The organism is Phyllobacterium sp. 1468, assembly GCF_031455525.1.
Lineage (GTDB): Bacteria > Pseudomonadota > Alphaproteobacteria > Rhizobiales > Rhizobiaceae > Phyllobacterium.
The window spans coordinates 413,774-429,032 of the sequence record NZ_JAVDSX010000004.1; the positions used below are offsets into that span (position 1 = coordinate 413,774).

Annotated in this window: 19 protein-coding genes; 7 read left to right on the forward strand and 12 right to left on the reverse strand. The window is 57.5% G+C overall.

Annotated elements, in window-relative coordinates; all coding sequences use genetic code 11:
* Positions 1 to 3 precede the first annotated feature (3 nt).
* Positions 4 to 885: a hypothetical protein gene (locus tag J2X72_RS14070; RefSeq protein WP_310072821.1), complete on the reverse strand. Its 882-nt coding sequence runs from the start codon at positions 883 to 885 to the stop codon at positions 4 to 6.
* A 185-nt stretch (positions 886 to 1,070) separates the two neighbouring features.
* On the opposite strand from J2X72_RS14070, the gene J2X72_RS14075 reads away from it, so the two are divergent.
* The gene (locus J2X72_RS14075; protein WP_310072824.1) at positions 1,071 to 2,165 is read left to right on the forward strand and encodes a COX15/CtaA family protein; all 1,095 of its coding nucleotides are present in this window, start codon (positions 1,071 to 1,073) and stop codon (positions 2,163 to 2,165) included.
* A gap of 294 nt (positions 2,166 to 2,459) precedes the next feature.
* On the opposite strand, the gene J2X72_RS14080 is transcribed toward J2X72_RS14075, so the two are convergent.
* The 8 genes from J2X72_RS14080 to J2X72_RS14115 all read right to left on the reverse strand — a co-directional run bounded on the left by J2X72_RS14080 (position 2,460) and on the right by J2X72_RS14115 (position 8,420).
* A complete protein-coding gene (locus tag J2X72_RS14080) occupies positions 2,460 to 2,849 on the reverse strand; it encodes a type II toxin-antitoxin system VapC family toxin (protein ID WP_310072826.1) in 390 nt (129 codons plus the stop codon).
* Positions 2,849 to 3,088 carry a type II toxin-antitoxin system Phd/YefM family antitoxin gene (locus tag J2X72_RS14085; RefSeq protein ID WP_310072829.1) on the reverse strand — a complete coding sequence of 80 codons (240 nt, stop codon included), beginning with the start codon at positions 3,086 to 3,088 and terminating at the stop codon, positions 2,849 to 2,851. Before J2X72_RS14085 ends, J2X72_RS14080 begins: the two co-directional genes overlap by 1 nt.
* Before the next feature lie 72 nt (positions 3,089 to 3,160).
* Complete coding sequence (locus J2X72_RS14090; protein ID WP_310072832.1) at positions 3,161 to 4,012, reverse strand: aminoglycoside phosphotransferase family protein; 852 nt, start codon at positions 4,010 to 4,012, stop codon at positions 3,161 to 3,163.
* A complete protein-coding gene (gene argC / locus J2X72_RS14095; RefSeq protein WP_310072834.1) occupies positions 4,005 to 4,940 on the reverse strand; it encodes an N-acetyl-gamma-glutamyl-phosphate reductase in 936 nt (311 codons plus the stop codon). The genes J2X72_RS14090 and argC overlap by 8 nt, the downstream gene beginning before the upstream one ends.
* A gap of 314 nt (positions 4,941 to 5,254) precedes the next feature.
* Complete coding sequence (gene speB / locus J2X72_RS14100; RefSeq protein ID WP_310073053.1) at positions 5,255 to 6,208, reverse strand: agmatinase; 954 nt, start codon at positions 6,206 to 6,208, stop codon at positions 5,255 to 5,257.
* Positions 6,209 to 6,321: 113 nt separating this feature from the next.
* Positions 6,322 to 6,801, reverse strand: a complete 480-nt coding sequence (gene rpsI / locus J2X72_RS14105) for a 30S ribosomal protein S9 (protein WP_210002333.1) — start codon at positions 6,799 to 6,801, stop codon at positions 6,322 to 6,324.
* Positions 6,802 to 6,803: 2 nt separating this feature from the next.
* Positions 6,804 to 7,268, reverse strand: a complete 465-nt coding sequence (gene rplM / locus J2X72_RS14110; protein WP_112551331.1) for a 50S ribosomal protein L13 — start codon at positions 7,266 to 7,268, stop codon at positions 6,804 to 6,806.
* Between the two features lie 270 nt (positions 7,269 to 7,538).
* On the reverse strand, positions 7,539 to 8,420 hold the full coding sequence (locus J2X72_RS14115) for a LysR family transcriptional regulator (protein WP_310072837.1): 882 nt from the start codon (positions 8,418 to 8,420) through the stop codon (positions 7,539 to 7,541).
* Between the two features lie 152 nt (positions 8,421 to 8,572).
* Here J2X72_RS14115 and J2X72_RS14120 point away from each other — a divergent pair, with 152 nt between their 5' ends.
* Positions 8,573 to 9,226 carry a hydrolase gene (locus J2X72_RS14120; RefSeq protein WP_210002338.1) on the forward strand — a complete coding sequence of 218 codons (654 nt, stop codon included), beginning with the start codon at positions 8,573 to 8,575 and terminating at the stop codon, positions 9,224 to 9,226.
* A 109-nt stretch (positions 9,227 to 9,335) separates the two neighbouring features.
* Here the strand turns inward: J2X72_RS14120 and J2X72_RS14125 are convergent, their stop codons facing one another.
* Both J2X72_RS14125 and J2X72_RS14130 read right to left on the reverse strand, forming a co-directional pair.
* The gene (locus tag J2X72_RS14125; protein ID WP_310072842.1) at positions 9,336 to 10,340 is read right to left on the reverse strand and encodes an NADP-dependent oxidoreductase; all 1,005 of its coding nucleotides are present in this window, start codon (positions 10,338 to 10,340) and stop codon (positions 9,336 to 9,338) included.
* Between the two features lie 57 nt (positions 10,341 to 10,397).
* On the reverse strand, positions 10,398 to 11,213 hold the full coding sequence (locus J2X72_RS14130; protein WP_310072844.1) for an oxidoreductase: 816 nt from the start codon (positions 11,211 to 11,213) through the stop codon (positions 10,398 to 10,400).
* 88 nt (positions 11,214 to 11,301) lie between these two features.
* Between J2X72_RS14130 and J2X72_RS14135 the strand changes: the two genes are divergently transcribed.
* Complete coding sequence (locus J2X72_RS14135) at positions 11,302 to 11,733, forward strand: helix-turn-helix domain-containing protein (protein ID WP_310072846.1); 432 nt, start codon at positions 11,302 to 11,304, stop codon at positions 11,731 to 11,733.
* Positions 11,734 to 11,792: 59 nt separating this feature from the next.
* On the opposite strand, the gene J2X72_RS14140 is transcribed toward J2X72_RS14135, so the two are convergent.
* Positions 11,793 to 12,239: a PaaI family thioesterase gene (locus tag J2X72_RS14140; RefSeq protein ID WP_310072848.1), complete on the reverse strand. Its 447-nt coding sequence runs from the start codon at positions 12,237 to 12,239 to the stop codon at positions 11,793 to 11,795.
* Between the two features lie 90 nt (positions 12,240 to 12,329).
* Here J2X72_RS14140 and J2X72_RS14145 point away from each other — a divergent pair, with 90 nt between their 5' ends.
* The 4 genes from J2X72_RS14145 (at position 12,330) to J2X72_RS14160 (ending at position 15,238) form a co-directional block, all read left to right on the forward strand.
* The gene (locus J2X72_RS14145; protein WP_210002347.1) at positions 12,330 to 12,878 is read left to right on the forward strand and encodes a hypothetical protein; all 549 of its coding nucleotides are present in this window, start codon (positions 12,330 to 12,332) and stop codon (positions 12,876 to 12,878) included.
* Between the two features lie 23 nt (positions 12,879 to 12,901).
* On the forward strand, positions 12,902 to 13,339 hold the full coding sequence (locus J2X72_RS14150; RefSeq protein WP_210002552.1) for a CoA-binding protein: 438 nt from the start codon (positions 12,902 to 12,904) through the stop codon (positions 13,337 to 13,339).
* A gap of 263 nt (positions 13,340 to 13,602) precedes the next feature.
* Positions 13,603 to 14,889: an O-acetylhomoserine aminocarboxypropyltransferase gene (locus tag J2X72_RS14155; protein WP_310072851.1), complete on the forward strand. Its 1,287-nt coding sequence runs from the start codon at positions 13,603 to 13,605 to the stop codon at positions 14,887 to 14,889.
* Positions 14,890 to 14,893: 4 nt separating this feature from the next.
* The gene (locus tag J2X72_RS14160) at positions 14,894 to 15,238 is read left to right on the forward strand and encodes a cupin domain-containing protein (RefSeq protein WP_210002352.1); all 345 of its coding nucleotides are present in this window, start codon (positions 14,894 to 14,896) and stop codon (positions 15,236 to 15,238) included.
* The last annotated feature ends 21 nt before the right edge of the window (positions 15,239 to 15,259 follow it).

Sequence of the window (15,259 nt, forward strand, 5' to 3'; positions counted from 1 at the left end):
ATCCTAAAGCAGTTTTACGCTTGAGCAAAATCCTGGCTGATATTGGTAGACCCACTGTGTCTTCGTCGTACTGCTGCCGGACACCCATTGGGTCATGCCGTTCATCGTGTCGAAGAGGAGTTTCGAACGTTGCATCACCTTGGCGGCAAATGCGCCACTATCGGATTTGACCTTGAAGGAAAGTTCGGCAATCGCAGGCTTTGCGGCAGTGCCGACATACCATAGCGTCAACGAGAAATCCGCGTCCTTTGCGCCAAGATCGCTGTCGACACCGGTATAGGTATGTTCGGTAATATCGAGCTTGCCAACAAGACTCAAACTATCCTTCTTCGGCAGATTGAGTGATTTGATGCCTGGAAAGAGGTCGGTTACATCATCCAGACTGTTCAGTTTTTTCGTCGCAGCGAGCGGTTCTGTCGTCGAGTGCGAGAAGGTTTCCCTTAAAGGTGGCACGATGTCGTCTTCGAGCTTGGTCTTGGCTCCGGAAACGCTACCGGCGACATCGGTGGCCGCGGCCGTCGATTGACTGGACGAGCGGAATTTGAGCGTGATTTCACTGGCCGCGTCGTCGCCGCGTGTGCGTAGCATGTAGCCCGACGCATTGAGGTGGCAGGTGCCGGGCGAATCATAGAAGCGCACGGTACGCGTTTCATCGTCGCTGAACTGGCCGTCCACGCTGCGATCGAAATTGACCGTCTTCAGCTGGGCTTTCAGATCAGCCAGGAACTGATTGGCAACTATTGCGGGTTGCTTGTCGAAGAGGGACGGTGTGAGCAGGATCTTGTATTCCTTGCTCGCCAACACGTCCGCAGCCTGAGCAGCACCGGTGACATAGACGACGGCGGCGGCAGTGCCGGCTGCGATTTTCAACCAATTGAACATCATAACCTCTCGGATTAAAGGGATGTTGCCGGGCACGATGCCAGGCGCAATTTGCTCCAGCAGTGTGGCGAATAAGCGATGACGCCTTCGTGACGGCGCAGATCAGGACGCGACGGCGTGTCGCGTGAACTGCGCTTGTCATGCAACCGCTTATGCTGCACCTATCGGCGCAATAAGGAGCGTCTTGCATGGCTGCCAATACACTATCCCAGGGCACGATTGTCTCGGTTCAGGACCGCGAAGCGCGAAACCGCCAATATATCCGCATCTGGCTTTATCTGGTGCTGATCGTTCTGGCGACCATCGTCCTTGTCGGCGGTGCAACGCGGATGACCGGCTCCGGGCTTTCCATCACCGAATGGAAGCCTATCCACGGCATCATACCGCCATTTGGCCATGATCAATGGATGGAGGAATTCGATAAATACCGACAGATCCCGCAATATCAGCGGCTGAACAAGGGCATGAGCCTTGCTGAGTTCCAGCAAATCTTCTGGTGGGAATGGGCGCATCGCTTTCTCGCGCGCGGCGTAGGCTTTCTCGTCGCCGTACCGCTCGCGTTCTTCTGGCTTACCGGCAGGCTGGAGCGCCGGTTGAAGCCGCGCATGATCTTCATTCTCGCGCTCGGCGCTCTGCAAGGCGCGGTCGGCTGGTGGATGGTCGCGTCGGGGCTGGTCGACCGGGTCGACGTCAGTCAGTACCGGCTCGCCACGCATCTCACGCTCGCCTGTATCATTTTCGCGGCCGTCATGTATGTGGCGCGCGGCCTTGCCGTCTACTCCGAAGCACCGGCCAATCGCCAGATTCAGCGCTTGGCCGGCTGGTTCGTGTTCTGCGTCTTCATCCAGATATATCTCGGAGCATTGGTTGCTGGCCTTGACGCAGGCCTTTCCTACAATACCTGGCCGCTGATGGACGGGGCAGTCATTCCCGGCGACCTCTTTCCCATCCAGCCCATCTGGCACAATCTCTTCGAAAGCCCGAAGACAGTGCAATTCGTCCATCGCTGCTTTGCTTATTTCGTGTTGATCGTGGCTATCTGGCAGGCTGTATCGACAGCCCGGCAAGCCCCCGCCACCACGCATGCGCGCCGTGCCGTGCTTCTTGTCGTTCTGGTAACCCTGCAAGCGGCGATCGGCATCACGACGCTCTTGATGCAGGTGCCGATCGGCCTCGGGCTGCTGCATCAGTTCTTTGCCATCGTCATTCTCGGCTTTTCCGTCGCCCATTGGCGCGGCACCAAAGGCGCTTATCCGCGCGAGACAGAGGTCGTCGCTGGCTAGAGCCTTTCATGCAGGGGTGAGAGGCTCCAGGTCGTGAACTCATAAATCTGATGGAAATGGTATGAGGCCATCTTTTCGGATACGAGGAGCAAGGGCGAAGACAATGTTTATCCATTTTCAAGTCCCTTGCGACGCTATTACCGGGAAGATGGACCATATCGTCCGGACACTGATCCGGCTGCAAGCTGCAGTATCGAACCATTCGGCCGGGGGAAAAACCCCGCCCTTCACGCTTCTCCTCGCATCTTCTTGCCGCTTCAGGCGCCATTTCTACCAGATTTATGAGTTTACGACCTAGGTATCGCGTGCCCAAAGCTGGGGCACTTCCTTGTAGGTGTGAACTACACTGTCGGCGTGAACCAATATCAAACCGTCAGATTGCGCCTGCGCTATCAGCATTCGGTCGAAGGGGTCCGGATGCGACCATGCGAGTTGTCCCGCAAGTTTTGCATGATGCGGCGATATGGAGAGCGGCAAAAAGCCATTTCGCTCGATGGCTGCATGGGGCGAGCCGGAAAATCGTAACTTGCCTTTGGCGCTTTTGATGGCAATTTCCCAGATGGATGCTGCGCTGATGTAGATCTGGTTGTCAGGATTGGCTATTGCGTCGCGTGTTACAGCGCCGAGTCTATCGGCTCCCTCATCCCACCAGAGAAGCACATGTGTGTCGAGCAGCAGCTGCATTACAATGTGCCATCGTTGAACAGTGCTGCCATCTCCGGATCTAACGCGTCGAAGTCTTCGGCAATATAGGAAATGCCGAGCGCATGAGCAGGCTTGCGCGGCTCCTGCTGTTTCGGCAGAGGGCCGAGTTTTGCGAGCGGGATTCCATTCTTCGCAATAATGACCTCTTCACCGGACGCAGCTCGATCCACCAAACTTGAAAGGTTGGTCTTCGCATCATAGAGATTGATCTGGTTCACGGTGCACTCCTTGACCAAGTAGACCAAAGGTACCATGGTCAACGCCGCTTGGTCAACTTGGTCAATGCAAATTTAAATGGTTTGGAGCACGCGCCGGATTGCCTCTGCCACGCCAAGGCTGCGTTTCGACTCGTCAAAATTCTGGTCCTCGTCATGCCATGAGGCCGAGAGGCAGGCATGGATCATGCCAAAGCCCAGAATGGTTTTTATATGGCGGTTGAAAGCTTGCGAGAACGCCTGCGCCATGGTTGCAATGCGACGCTCGCTCATCCGCAGATCATCGCGATCCAGCGGGTTGTAGAACATATTGGCGGTGTCAAACATCGGATCGCCGATCAGCCCCTTGGGGTCGATGACCAGCCAGCCGCGTTTCCCGTGCAGTACGTTCTCGTGGTGCAGGTCGCTATGCAGCGGCTGGACGTCTTGTTGTTGGTCCAGGAGCATGTCTGCAAGGGTAGCCGCTTCGACGAACCGGCTCGTCACTCCGCGTGCCCGGTTCGCCTCGGCCTTCTTGAACAGGCTGGCGAAATGCGTCCGTAACGGTATGAGCCCAGCGGGGAAGGGCCGGTTTTGCCGCGTCGACTGCATGAGGCGCAGGAACACGTTGACAAAGATCTGCGTCGCGTCGTCGTCACCCTGTTCGTTGAGATGATCAAGCAGGGTGCGGGCGCCGGCATATTCCAGCAGCAGGTTGTTACCCCGCTGCGCCAGCAAACGAATACAGCCATTGCCGTCGTGCCAGTCCAGATAGCGCGTGCCACCCAACTCTTCCCGCACACCGAGCGGTGTCAGATGTTTGACTATCGCGGGTTCGCCATCTTCCAGCCGGATCTTGACAATCCGGCTGGTGGCGGTCTCGGCGACGAGCTCGGGGGAGGAGACTTTCCACTCCGGTGGGAAAGTCTCCGCTATTGCATCAAGCATTTCCGAGCATCAAGTCCAGATTCTGCACCGCAGCCCCCGACGCACCCTTGCCGAGATTGTCGAGGAGAGCAACGAGATTGACCTGACCGGCACCTTCAGTCCCGAACACGTAGAGCTTCATGATATCCGTATCGCGTAGCTCTTCCGGATCGAGGCGGGGCAACATGGCGCTTTCGGCCAGCGGCACCACCTGCACGATATTCTGGCCCGCATAATGGGCGCTGAGCGCTGCATGGATGTCCATCATTGATGGATTACCATCCAGGTCCGCGGTAAACAGCGGCACTTGAACGATCATGCCTTGTGCAAAGCGTCCGACGCTAGGCGAAAAGATAGGTTTGCGATCCAGATGCCCATGCACCTGCAACTCCGGCACGTGCTTGTGCTTCAGCGGCATCGCATAGAGGAAGTGATTTGCGTCGATATGATCAGGCGCATCCGGATTCTCCATCTGCGCGATCATTTGCTTGCCACCGCCGGTATAGCCGGAAACCGCGTTGACCGTGACCGGATAATCGCCGGGCAGGATGCCCGCATCGCGCAACGGACGCACCAGTGAAATAGCGCCGGTCGGATAACAACCGGGATTGGCGACCAGCCGCGCATCGACGATTTTTTGTCGCTGGTCGCGGTCGAGCTCGGCAAAGCCGTACGCCCAGTCCGGATGCACGCGGTGCGCGGTCGAGGTGTCGATGATCTTTGTCGAGTTATGCCCTTCGAGAATGGATACGGCTTCCCTCGACGCATCGTCGGGTAGGCAGAGGATGGCGACATCGGATTCCTTGAGAAAGTCCGCGCGCATGTCTTTGTTGCGCCGCTCGGCTTCCGGAATCGAAAGCACCTCGAGATCGGCGCGGCCGGCGAGCCGTGTGCGGATCTGCAGGCCGGTGGTGCCGTGTTCGCCGTCGATGAAGATTTTCGGTTTCATGGAAGTGCCTTTAATTCAACTGATCTCAGTTCTTTATATGAATACGCATGACAATTGTGCGTGGTTCGACAAGCTCACCATGGAGATAGATGTGCTGCAAGCCTGTCGCAATGTAGGTTTGTTTCCCAGCAATCAATCCATTTTCTCATGGTGAACAGCTACCTCCCACACGGTGAAACTCCTTCATGATGAGCAGTTACCTCCCTCATGGTGAGCAGTTACCTCCCTCATGGCGAGCAGCTACCTCCCTCATGGCGAGCAGCTACCTCCCTCATGGTGAGCTTGTCGAACCACGCACAACCCTGCTGCGACGTTTAAACCTGCCGTGCCTGCTGCTCCGCCAGTATACCCAGATAATACATCGCGATTGTGGCACCTGCGATCGCGGTCACATCGGCATGATCATAGGCGGGCGCAACTTCAACGACGTCGGCGCCCACAATGTTCAGTTCCGTCAGGTGCCGCAGCACCGAGAGGATCTTCGCCGAAGACGGTCCTCCTGCGACAGGTGTGCCCGTGCCCGGCGCGAAGGCCGGGTCGAGGCAATCGATGTCGAAGGTCAGATACACCTTCCTGCCAGCTGTCCGGGCGATGATCTGCTTTGCGATGTCGGCTGCGGACATTTCCTCAACCTCGTAGCCATAAACGATCTTCAACCCGCAATCGTCGGGAGCATGGGTGCGAATGCCGACCTGTATCGAATGAGCGGGATCGATGACGCCATCGCGCGCGGCGCGGCCAACGAACGATCCATGATCGATCCGCTTGCCGTCATCGTACCAGGTGTCCTGATGCGCATCGAACTGTACCAGCGCCACGGGACCATGCCTTGCCGCATGCGCCTTGAGGATCGGCCATGTCACGAAATGGTCGCCGCCGAGTGAAAGGAGAAACGCGCCGGACTTGATGATCTTTGCAGCTTCCCGCTCGATCGTCGCCGGGGTTTTCTGGTGATTGCCGTAATCGAGCAGGCAATCGCCATAATCTACGACCGCAAAATCGGCAAACAGATCGCGCTGGAACGGATACTGCGGATCATTGTCGAAAATCGCCGAGGCCCGCCTTATTGCCTGCGGGCCAAACCGCGCGCCTGGCCGGTTGGATACGGCAGCATCGAACGGAATGCCCCATACGACCGCCTCGGCACCATTCAGGTTCTTGGTATAGCGCCGGCGCATGAAGGAGAGGGCGCCTGCATGGGTCGGATCAGTCGCCGCGCTGGTCAGATTGCGCGCTGTAAAGGCATGGTCGATGGATTTTGATGGCATCTGCTGCTCCCGTTCCTGCAATCCGATATGCGTTTTGCTCATTCGCGTGCCTCGGCGCAACAAAAAAGCGGACCCGAAGGCCCGCTTTCTGTTCGTGTCCATATAAAGCGATATTAGCGCTTCGAGAACTGGAACGAGCGACGGGCTTTCGCCTTGCCGTACTTCTTGCGTTCGACGACGCGGCTGTCGCGTGTCAGGAAACCGCCCTTTTTCAGAACGCCGCGCAGTGCGGGTTCGAAATAGGTGAGAGCCTTGGAGATGCCGTGACGAACGGCACCAGCCTGACCGGACAGACCACCACCGGCAACGGTCGCGATAACGTCGTACTGGCCGGCGCGGTTGGCAGCAACGATCGGCTGCTGCAGGATCATCTGCAGAACCGGACGGGCGAAATACTTGCCGTATTCCTTTTCGTTGATGACGATCTTGCCGGAACCTGGCTTGATCCAGACGCGGGCAACCGCATCCTTGCGCTTGCCGGTTGCGTAGGCACGGCCTTTGGCATCGAGCTTCTGGACATGAACCGGTGCAGCGGCCTGCGCCGGGGCGACGGCAGAGGTACCGAGTTCTGCGAGCGAGTTGAGCTCAGCCATTCTTATGCGCTCCTTTTATTCTTGGAATTCAGCGCGCCAACGTCGAGGACTTCAGGTGCCTGAGCTTCATGTGGGTGGTTGGAACCGGCGTAAACGCGCAGGTTCTTCATCTGGCGACGGCCGAGCGGGCCACGGGGAACCATTCGCTCGACAGCCTTCTCAACGACGCGTTCCGGAAAACGGCCTTCGAGCAGCTGACGGGCAGTGCGTTCCTTGATGCCGCCGGGATGGCCAGTGTGCCAGTAATAAACCTTGTCGGTAAATTTCTTACCGGTAAGCGCAACCTTGTCGGCATTGATGATGATGACATTGTCGCCATCGTCCACGTGCGGGGTAAAGGTTGCTTTGTGCTTGCCGCGCAGGATGTTGGCGACGATGGAAGCAAGACGGCCGACGACGAGACCCTCGGCGTCGATCAGGATCCACTTTTTCGTCACATCTGCCGGCTTCTGTGTGAAGGTAGCCATTGTGTTCGTCCTTGAGATCATCCTTCATGAAAGAAGGCTTTTCTTGTTGCTTGGGTTATGCGGATCGATAAAAATTCGCATAACAATGAAAAACGGCGGGAAACCCCACCGCAGTCGAGGGTTTCAATAAAGGGGCCGGGCGCCTGCGTCAAGTGGCGATTTAGGCGTCATACCAGAAATAATCCTGAAAATACAGTCACTTATCGAAAAGGTATTATATTACCACATAATTTTGTGTGACTGGATCCGGCGAGAGTGCTCACCTAGGCCTCATTTTTCATGCGGGGCAGGTTCGCAATACTCGATCAGCAATTCGGTGAGGACCCGTATCTTCCGTGCGGGATGCTGACCTGGCGGGCGGATGACATATGCACCTGCCGGCGGTGGTGGATACCGCGTCATGACCGGAACCAGCGCGCCGGAAACTATATATTGATGGGTAAGACAATCGGGCAGGTAAGCGATTCCGAGCCCTGCTGCCGCAGCCGCGACGAGAGCAGTGCCGTTGTCGGCCTTGAAGCGCCCCTGCGGACGAACCATGATGATCTTGTCGCCATCCATGAGTTGCCAGGCTTCGGTGCCCTGCATAAGAGCCTCATGAGCGGAGAGCTCCTCCGGCGTTTCCGGCGACCCATGTGTCTTGATGTAGTCCGGGCTCGCGACGAGCTTCCCATAGATCCCTCCGATGCGCCGTGCGATCAGGTTGGAGTCCTGAAGATAGCCTACCCGTATCGCACAGTCGTAACCCTCTGTGATGAGATCGACGAAGCGGTCGCTGTAGCAGGTGTGGATTTGGAGCTGGGGGTGGCGTCGCGCCATTTCCGCGAGGATCGGAGCGAAGTGGGTCTGTCCGAAAGAAAGCGGCACTGCAACGCGCAAGCGGCCGCGAAGGTCGCCGGCAGGTAGGATCGTTTCCTTTGCCACGTCGATCTCGGCACAAACTCTTGCCGCATAGTCTCGAAACGTGGCCCCGGCTTCTGTGAGAGCAGCGCCGCGGGTGGTGCGCGCAAGAAGCTGGACGCCAAGTTCCGCTTCAAGCCGGAAGAGCCGGCGGCTGACGATCGACTTGGAGACGCCGAGCCGGAGCGCGGCGGCCGAAACGCCACCAGCATCGGCAACTTCTACGAATGTCCGCAACTCTTCGATATCCAATCCAGCGTTCCCCATTTCGCGACACAGCTTGCCACTTAAGGGTACTACCCCATCAAGCGCGGGAACGGCAATGTCCCTTTCAGGCAACGTCGCCCTTGGCGCGTGTCTTCGCGCAAACAATCTCACCAACAACGACAGCATAGGAAGTAATAATGACCTTTCGTAACGGCCTTGATTCTCTTCTACGCCCCGAGGACTCCGTCCTTGTTCTGATCGATCACCAGCCTTACCAGCTCGCGAACCTGAACAGCCACGATCCGCAAGCTGTGGTCAACTACACCACCGCGCTGGCGAAGCTGGCAAAAGCCTTCAATGTTCCGACCATTCTCACCAGCGTGATCGCGGCACGCGGTGGCCTTCTCTTTAAGCAGATCACCGACGTCTTTCCGGACCAGGAAGTCATCGATCGCACCTGGGTGAACACCTGGCAGGACGAGAATGTGGTGAATGTCGTCAAGGCGACCGGCCGCAAGCAGCTGATCATCGCCGGGTTGTGGACCGAGGTCTGCGTTGCAATGCCTGTGATCCAGGCCGCCGGCGAAGGCTGGGACGTGACCGTGATTACCGACGCGTCGGGCGGGATTTCGAAGGAGTCTCACGAAGTCGCCATCCAGCGCATGATCGCGGCCGGCGCGAACGTGATGACGGTCATGGCGCTCGCTGGCGAATGGCAACGCGATTGGGCGCGCACCGAGCATGTCGAGGAGCTGACCGAGATTCTCATCCAGCACTTCGGCGGTAGCGGCATCGCCTATCTTTGGGAGCAGCAGCTCCTCAACACTCCGGTGCCTGGCAAGGCGGGCTGATCTAGCAGGGGTGCAGAGGTTTTCGAGCGACGCCTCGCAAAAAAGCGGATTGCTTCTTGAACCTCTTCACCGCTCCCGGTCATTGGGGCACTCCATGTGCCCCGAGACGTCACTTCACAGCGACGACAACCTTCCCCTTCGCGCGACCTGTTTCTACGTACACCAGCGCCTCATTGGTCTTCTCGAACGGGAACACCCGATCCACTACCGGTCGTATGACACCTGCCTCGATCAGGGTGGTGATCTGACCAAGCTGCGCACCATTGGCCGTCATGAAGTGGAAGGAATAACTGATGCCTTGGCGTTTCGATTTTCTCCTGATGCCCAAACTCAATAGGCGCATGACCAGTCGCAGCGGCCAGGCCAAACCCTTCTCCTTTGCGAAATTCGGGTCCGGCGGGCCAGAAATCGAAATCAGCTTTCCGCCCGGCTTCAGCAGCCCAACGGATTTTTTCAGCGTGTCTGTGCCAAGGCTGTTCAGTACGACGTCGTAGTCCTGCTGCAGAACGTCCTCGAAGTTGTCCTTCTTGTAGTCGATCACGACATCTGCGCCGAGGCCTTTGACGAGATCGATATTTACAGTGCTCGTGGTCGTCGTCACATAGGCCCCGAGATGCTTGGCAAGCTGGATCGCAATCGTGCCCACGCCGCCCGAGCCCGCATGGATCAGGACTTTCTGCCCCTTTTGCAGGTTGGCCCGCTCGACAAGCACCTGCCACGCCGTCAGGGCGACAAGGGGAATCGATGCGGCGTCTTCCATGGTCAGGTTCTGCGGCTTCATCGCCACATCGGCCTCGTCCACGGCGATATACTCCGCAAATGTCCCGATGCGATCCTGAGCCGGGCGCGCATAGACCTCGTCACCGGGCTTGAACCGCCGGACATTGGCACCGACCCGGACCACGACGCCCGCTACATCGTTGCCGAGGATCAGGGGAAGTCGGTATGGCAGGATGAGCTTGAACTCTCCATCTCTGATTTTGGCGTCCAGAACATTTACACTGGTGGCTTGAATCTCCACCATCACGTCATTCTCCCGCAACTCCGGCTCCGGGCTTTCCGTGAAACGAAGGGACCCGCCTTTCACATAGCGATCGATCAGGAATGATTTCATTGAACTAACTTTCGTTTCGGTGGTCAGTGGGTAAGCCGACCAGGGCCCTGTCGGTACTCAGGCAGGAAGTCCGCTGAATTTCCGCAAGTTCTTGTCGACGAAGGACTCCGGCAGGAAGCGGCGCATAAACCGGACTTGCGCGGCCGCTTTGCCTGCAGTGTAGCGCCGTTTGGGCGATGCGGCATTGGCGGCCCTTACGACCGTTGCGGCGACCACCTCCGGTGCGTCACCCTTCGCGATGATTTCGCGCATCAGCTTCTCTGTATTGGCGCGAATGGTTTCATAGACTGGAAGCGGCTGGTCCGGCCGGGTGATGTTCTCTTCGAAGGATGTGCGGGTTACACCCGGCTCGACAAGCACAACGCGAATGCCCTGCGTTCGAACTTCGTGGTCGAGGGATTCCGAATAGCCCTCGATGGCGTGTTTGGTCGAGGCATAAAGGGCATTATAGGGGGAGGGAATGAGCCCGAGTATGGAGCTCAGGTTGACAATCCGGCCGCGGCGTTGGCGTCTCATCACGGGCAGGATCGCATTTGTCATCCGCAGGACGCCGAACACGTTCACGTCGAACACCGCCTTCGCCTGGGCCGCCGAGGACTCCTCAGCACCGCCGAGCAGCCCGATCCCGGCGTTGTTGATGAGTAGATCGATCTGCCCGGTGCGGCTTAGAACATCGTCGACGGCCGCCTGCACCGATGCGTCGTCGGTTACATCGCAGATCAACATCGTCACCCCGTCTGGGGTATCGGACATCGGCTTTCGGCTGGTGCCGAATACACGGTAGCCATCGCGCCGCAGCGCCTTTGCCGTTACCAGCCCGATACCGGAGGAAGCGCCCGTTACAATGGCGACGCGGGGTTCTGTCTTGTTCATTGCTTTTTCCTTCATTTTGTCATGGAACATCGATGAATGATATGTTACTATCAATTTAGTAGTAAGTCACTATCAAAAAGATATCGACATGAAGAATCATTCGAATGAGCCATGCCTTATCGCCCGGAGTCTTGCGCTTGTAGGGGATGCATGGAGTATGCTGATCATGCGGGACGCCCACGCGGGCCTCACTCGCTTTGACGAATTTCGCAAGAGCCTGAAGATTGCGCCGACGATGCTGACGGCGCGACTTTCAGCTCTGACTGAGGACGGATTACTGGAGAAACGCCGCTATTCCGATCGTCCGCCACGGGACGAGTATGTCCTGACGGAAGCTGGCCGCGACTTTCTGCCAGTCCTGTTTGCGATCGGCGCGTGGGGACGCAAGTATCGTGGCGGAGGCAACGTGACCCGGTTCTTCGACGCCGAGACCGGAACGGAGATTGATCCGGTCACCATCGACCGCGAGACCGGCGCCCCGGTCGGAACGCGTGCCATTCGCATTGTTCTGCCCGGGTAGCCGCGGCGTGGCAGATGAATCAGCGTCTGACAATTTCTATCGGAAGCCCGGCTCCGGCATCAGGTTGCCACTGGCGGTCCGTGCCTTGGCGGGATCGAATAGGTCGCTGTTGCATGCGCTACGAGTTCGCTTGTTAAACCGCTTGTCAGGGAAATCTCGACAATCGCCAGACGCTTGCCGAGTTTGAGAATTGTCGCTCTGGCATCGACGGGTCCCGATTCCGGTTTGCGCAGGAAATTGATATTGAGGTTCGTTGTCACGGCGAGGGCCACCGGACCGATCTGCGCGAGGATCGCGATATAGGCGGTGATATCGGCGAGTGCGAACAATGTTGGTCCGGAGACGGTCCCCCCCGGTCGGAGATGCCGGTCTGACGGGTCGAGCCGCATCGACGCAAAACCGTCGCCGGCGTCCGTCACCGTGAAGGACATTCCTTCCGCGTTCACCTGTGGAAATTCGCGTTCCAGAAAGGAAGTCAACGCCTCTACGTCCATCACTACAGCCATAAAATCCATCCCTTGCTGTTTTTTCTTTACACTTAGCTGTTATTCTTGACGCTCCTATTTCTGCATCGTCTTTTCAAGACGGAGGACGTTATGAAACCGCCTGGATTGGTCGCAGCATGCTGCGTTTTCGCGCTTGCCTATGCGGGAACTATCGCGACACAGAGGACAACAACCCCGATACAAGCTGTTGAGACATTCAGTCTGCCGGAGCGGCCGGTGCCTCTGACGGAGGATACGATCAAACGTTTCCTTTTCGGATTTGCCCCGGTGGCTGCGACGGTACGTGAAGTGGACGGCAGGGGGGAAGCCGCCGAGCGAACCGCTATCCTCGATGTGAAAGCTGCGGAATATGGTTTTGCCAGCTTCTCGGACTGGGTGGATACAACCAATACGATCATGGTGACCTATCATTGGGCGACCAATCCCGATCCGCGCGCCGAAGTGGACAAGGCGATTGCCGCAATTCCCGCCATGCCCAATCTTTCCGAACAGGAAAAGACCGATATGATCGCTGGGTTGAAAACCGGGCTTGCCAAGGTCGAAAATGCAAAACCGACGCCGGAGAACATGGCGATTGTCCAGAAGCATTTGCGTACGCTGAAGCCGTTCTATGAACTTTGGGCTGCGCCGCCTGGATAAACGCAATCAGGGTACCCGTGATGATGCAAGAACATGACTATTATTCCGACGACTATATTCGCGAGATTTTATCTTCGGTCAAAACAATCGCCTTGACCGGCGCATCGCCCAATGAAACGCGGCCGAGTTTTTCCGTGATGAGATTTCTGCTTCTTCAGGGATATCACGTCATACCGGTCAATCCGGGGCAGGCGGGAAAGACCATTCTTGGCCAACAAGTCCATGCACGGCTCGCGGACATTCCTGAGCCGATCGACATGGTGGATGTCTTCCGCAACTCATCGGCCCTTCCGGGTGTGGTCGACGAGGCCTTGGCACTCAAACCGCTGCCACGTGTGGTCTGGACTCAGCTCGGTGTTTGGGATGAGGCTGCAGCGCGCAAGGCGGAAGCAGCCGGGATACAGGTCGTCATGAACCGGTGCCCGGCCATCGAAATTCCCCGCCTCGGCATGCGCGTCTAGGACGGGATTTCCCACCTGCGCAGATTCATTTTCGTGGAGCGCTGAAAACGGAAATTGCTATGTGTCGTTCCGCTGCACGAGTTGAACGCTTTTAGCAATTCTCATGCAAGAAGTGCGGATTCTTATGCAAAAAACCCCGAAAATGGGACAAGAATCTCAATCGCTGGCTGTAATTAGATTGTCCTTGGTTGCGAAAATGCGCACTTGGCCCCAGCGTCGCAATCCCATAGCCTTGCGGGAAGGTTGGCAGCAGGAGGACAAACATGGCGCATCGGGCCCCCGGAATCGAAACATTGGCGGTCCACGCCGGCGCGAGGCCCGACCCTGAAACGGGTGCGCGGGTGACGCCGATCTATCAAACGACGGCATTCGTCTTCGATGACGCGGATCATGCGGCGTCCCTGTTTGGCCTGAAGGCGTTCGGCAATATCTACAGCCGAATCACCAATCCAACCAATGCGGTACTGGAAGAACGTGTCGCGGCACTTGAAGGTGGAACGGCCGCCTTGGCGGTTGCATCAGGTCACGCGGCACAATTTCTGATATTCTATACGTTGATGCAGCCTGGGGACAACTTTGTCTCGTCGAACAAGCTCTATGGCGGGTCCATCAACCAGTTCGGCCAGTCGTTCCAATCCTTTGACTGGCAGGTGCGCTGGGCAGACGGGACTGATCCCGGCGCATTCGAGGCGCAGATCGACGACCGGACCCGCGCCCTCTTCGTCGAGAGCATCGCCAACCCCGGCGGCATCATCACCGACATCGAAGCCATCGCAAAAATCGCCCACCGGCATGGCCTCCCGCTGATCGTCGACAACACTCTGGCGTCGCCATATCTGATACGTCCGATCGAGCATGGTGCTGATATTATTGTACATTCTGCGACGAAGTTCCTGGGCGGCCATGGCAATTCCATGGGTGGCATCATCGTCGATTGCGGAACTTTCGACTGGTCGAAATCCGGAAACTACCCGCTGCTGTCGCAGCCGCGTCCCGAATATAATGGGGTGGCGTTGCACGAAACCTTCGGCAATTTCGCCTTTGCCATCGCCTGCCGCGTGCTCGGTCTGCGCGATCTTGGACCAGCGCTCTCGCCGTTCAATGCCTTCCAGCTTCTGACTGGTATCGAAACGTTGCCGCTACGCATGCAGCGTCATTGCGACAATGCGCTCGAAGTCGCCAAGTGGTTGAAACAAAATGAGAAAATAGATTGGATCAGCTATGCCGGACTGACGGACGATCCCTATCATGAGCTGCAGCAGAAATATGCGCCGAGGGGAGCGGGCTCGGTTTTCACCTTCGGTCTGAAGGGCGGATATGACGCCGGCGTCAAGCTCGTCGAACAGCTGGAGCTCTTCTCGCACCTTGCCAATATCGGCGATACGAGGTCACTTGTCATTCACCCGGCGTCGACTACGCACCGGCAACTCAGCGACGACCAAAAGATCGCGGCAGGCGCTGGTCCCGATGTGGTGCGGCTTTCGATCGGCATCGAGAACGTTGCGGATATCATCGCCGATCTCGAACAAGCGTTGGCGAAGGCAGGCTAACTCAATGAAAAGTTTCATTAAAATCGAATCCGGCAATATCGACCCCGAGCACGGCGTCCCGAAACCAGAGCGCGTCATTGCTGGCGATCCGAAATTCCGGACATGGAATTGCGATGAAGCCGAAGGCGGAATCTACGCCGGAATTTGGGAGGCTACGCCCGGAAAATGGCGCATCGCCTATGATGAATGGGAGTTCTGCCACATTCTTTCCGGGCGTTCGATCATCACGGAAGAGGGTGGTGCTGAACAGCATGTCGCGGCGGGCGACAGTTTCGTGCTGCGTCCCGGTTTTCGCGGAACCTGGGAAGTGCTCGAGACGACGCGCAAGGAATATGTGATCAGGCTTTGAGCAGAATTCGGCTTGTGTCGA

Coding starts and splice junctions, on each gene's coding strand:
- J2X72_RS14070 (WP_310072821.1), bottom strand. CDS start 885: ATGATGTTCAATTGGTTGAAAATCGCAGCCGGCACTGCCGCCGCCGTC.
- J2X72_RS14075 (WP_310072824.1), top strand. CDS start 1,071: ATGGCTGCCAATACACTATCCCAGGGCACGATTGTCTCGGTTCAGGAC.
- J2X72_RS14080 (WP_310072826.1), bottom strand. CDS start 2,849: ATGCAGCTGCTGCTCGACACACATGTGCTTCTCTGGTGGGATGAGGGA.
- J2X72_RS14090 (WP_310072832.1), bottom strand. CDS start 4,012: ATGCTTGATGCAATAGCGGAGACTTTCCCACCGGAGTGGAAAGTCTCC.
- argC (WP_310072834.1), bottom strand. CDS start 4,940: ATGAAACCGAAAATCTTCATCGACGGCGAACACGGCACCACCGGCCTG.
- speB (WP_310073053.1), bottom strand. CDS start 6,208: ATGCCATCAAAATCCATCGACCATGCCTTTACAGCGCGCAATCTGACC.
- rpsI (WP_210002333.1), bottom strand. CDS start 6,801: ATGGCTGAGCTCAACTCGCTCGCAGAACTCGGTACCTCTGCCGTCGCC.
- rplM (WP_112551331.1), bottom strand. CDS start 7,268: ATGGCTACCTTCACACAGAAGCCGGCAGATGTGACGAAAAAGTGGATC.
- J2X72_RS14120 (WP_210002338.1), top strand. CDS start 8,573: ATGACCTTTCGTAACGGCCTTGATTCTCTTCTACGCCCCGAGGACTCC.
- J2X72_RS14125 (WP_310072842.1), bottom strand. CDS start 10,340: ATGAAATCATTCCTGATCGATCGCTATGTGAAAGGCGGGTCCCTTCGT.
- J2X72_RS14130 (WP_310072844.1), bottom strand. CDS start 11,213: ATGAACAAGACAGAACCCCGCGTCGCCATTGTAACGGGCGCTTCCTCC.
- J2X72_RS14135 (WP_310072846.1), top strand. CDS start 11,302: ATGAAGAATCATTCGAATGAGCCATGCCTTATCGCCCGGAGTCTTGCG.
- J2X72_RS14140 (WP_310072848.1), bottom strand. CDS start 12,239: ATGGCTGTAGTGATGGACGTAGAGGCGTTGACTTCCTTTCTGGAACGC.
- J2X72_RS14145 (WP_210002347.1), top strand. CDS start 12,330: ATGAAACCGCCTGGATTGGTCGCAGCATGCTGCGTTTTCGCGCTTGCC.
- J2X72_RS14150 (WP_210002552.1), top strand. CDS start 12,902: ATGCAAGAACATGACTATTATTCCGACGACTATATTCGCGAGATTTTA.
- J2X72_RS14155 (WP_310072851.1), top strand. CDS start 13,603: ATGGCGCATCGGGCCCCCGGAATCGAAACATTGGCGGTCCACGCCGGC.
- J2X72_RS14160 (WP_210002352.1), top strand. CDS start 14,894: ATGAAAAGTTTCATTAAAATCGAATCCGGCAATATCGACCCCGAGCAC.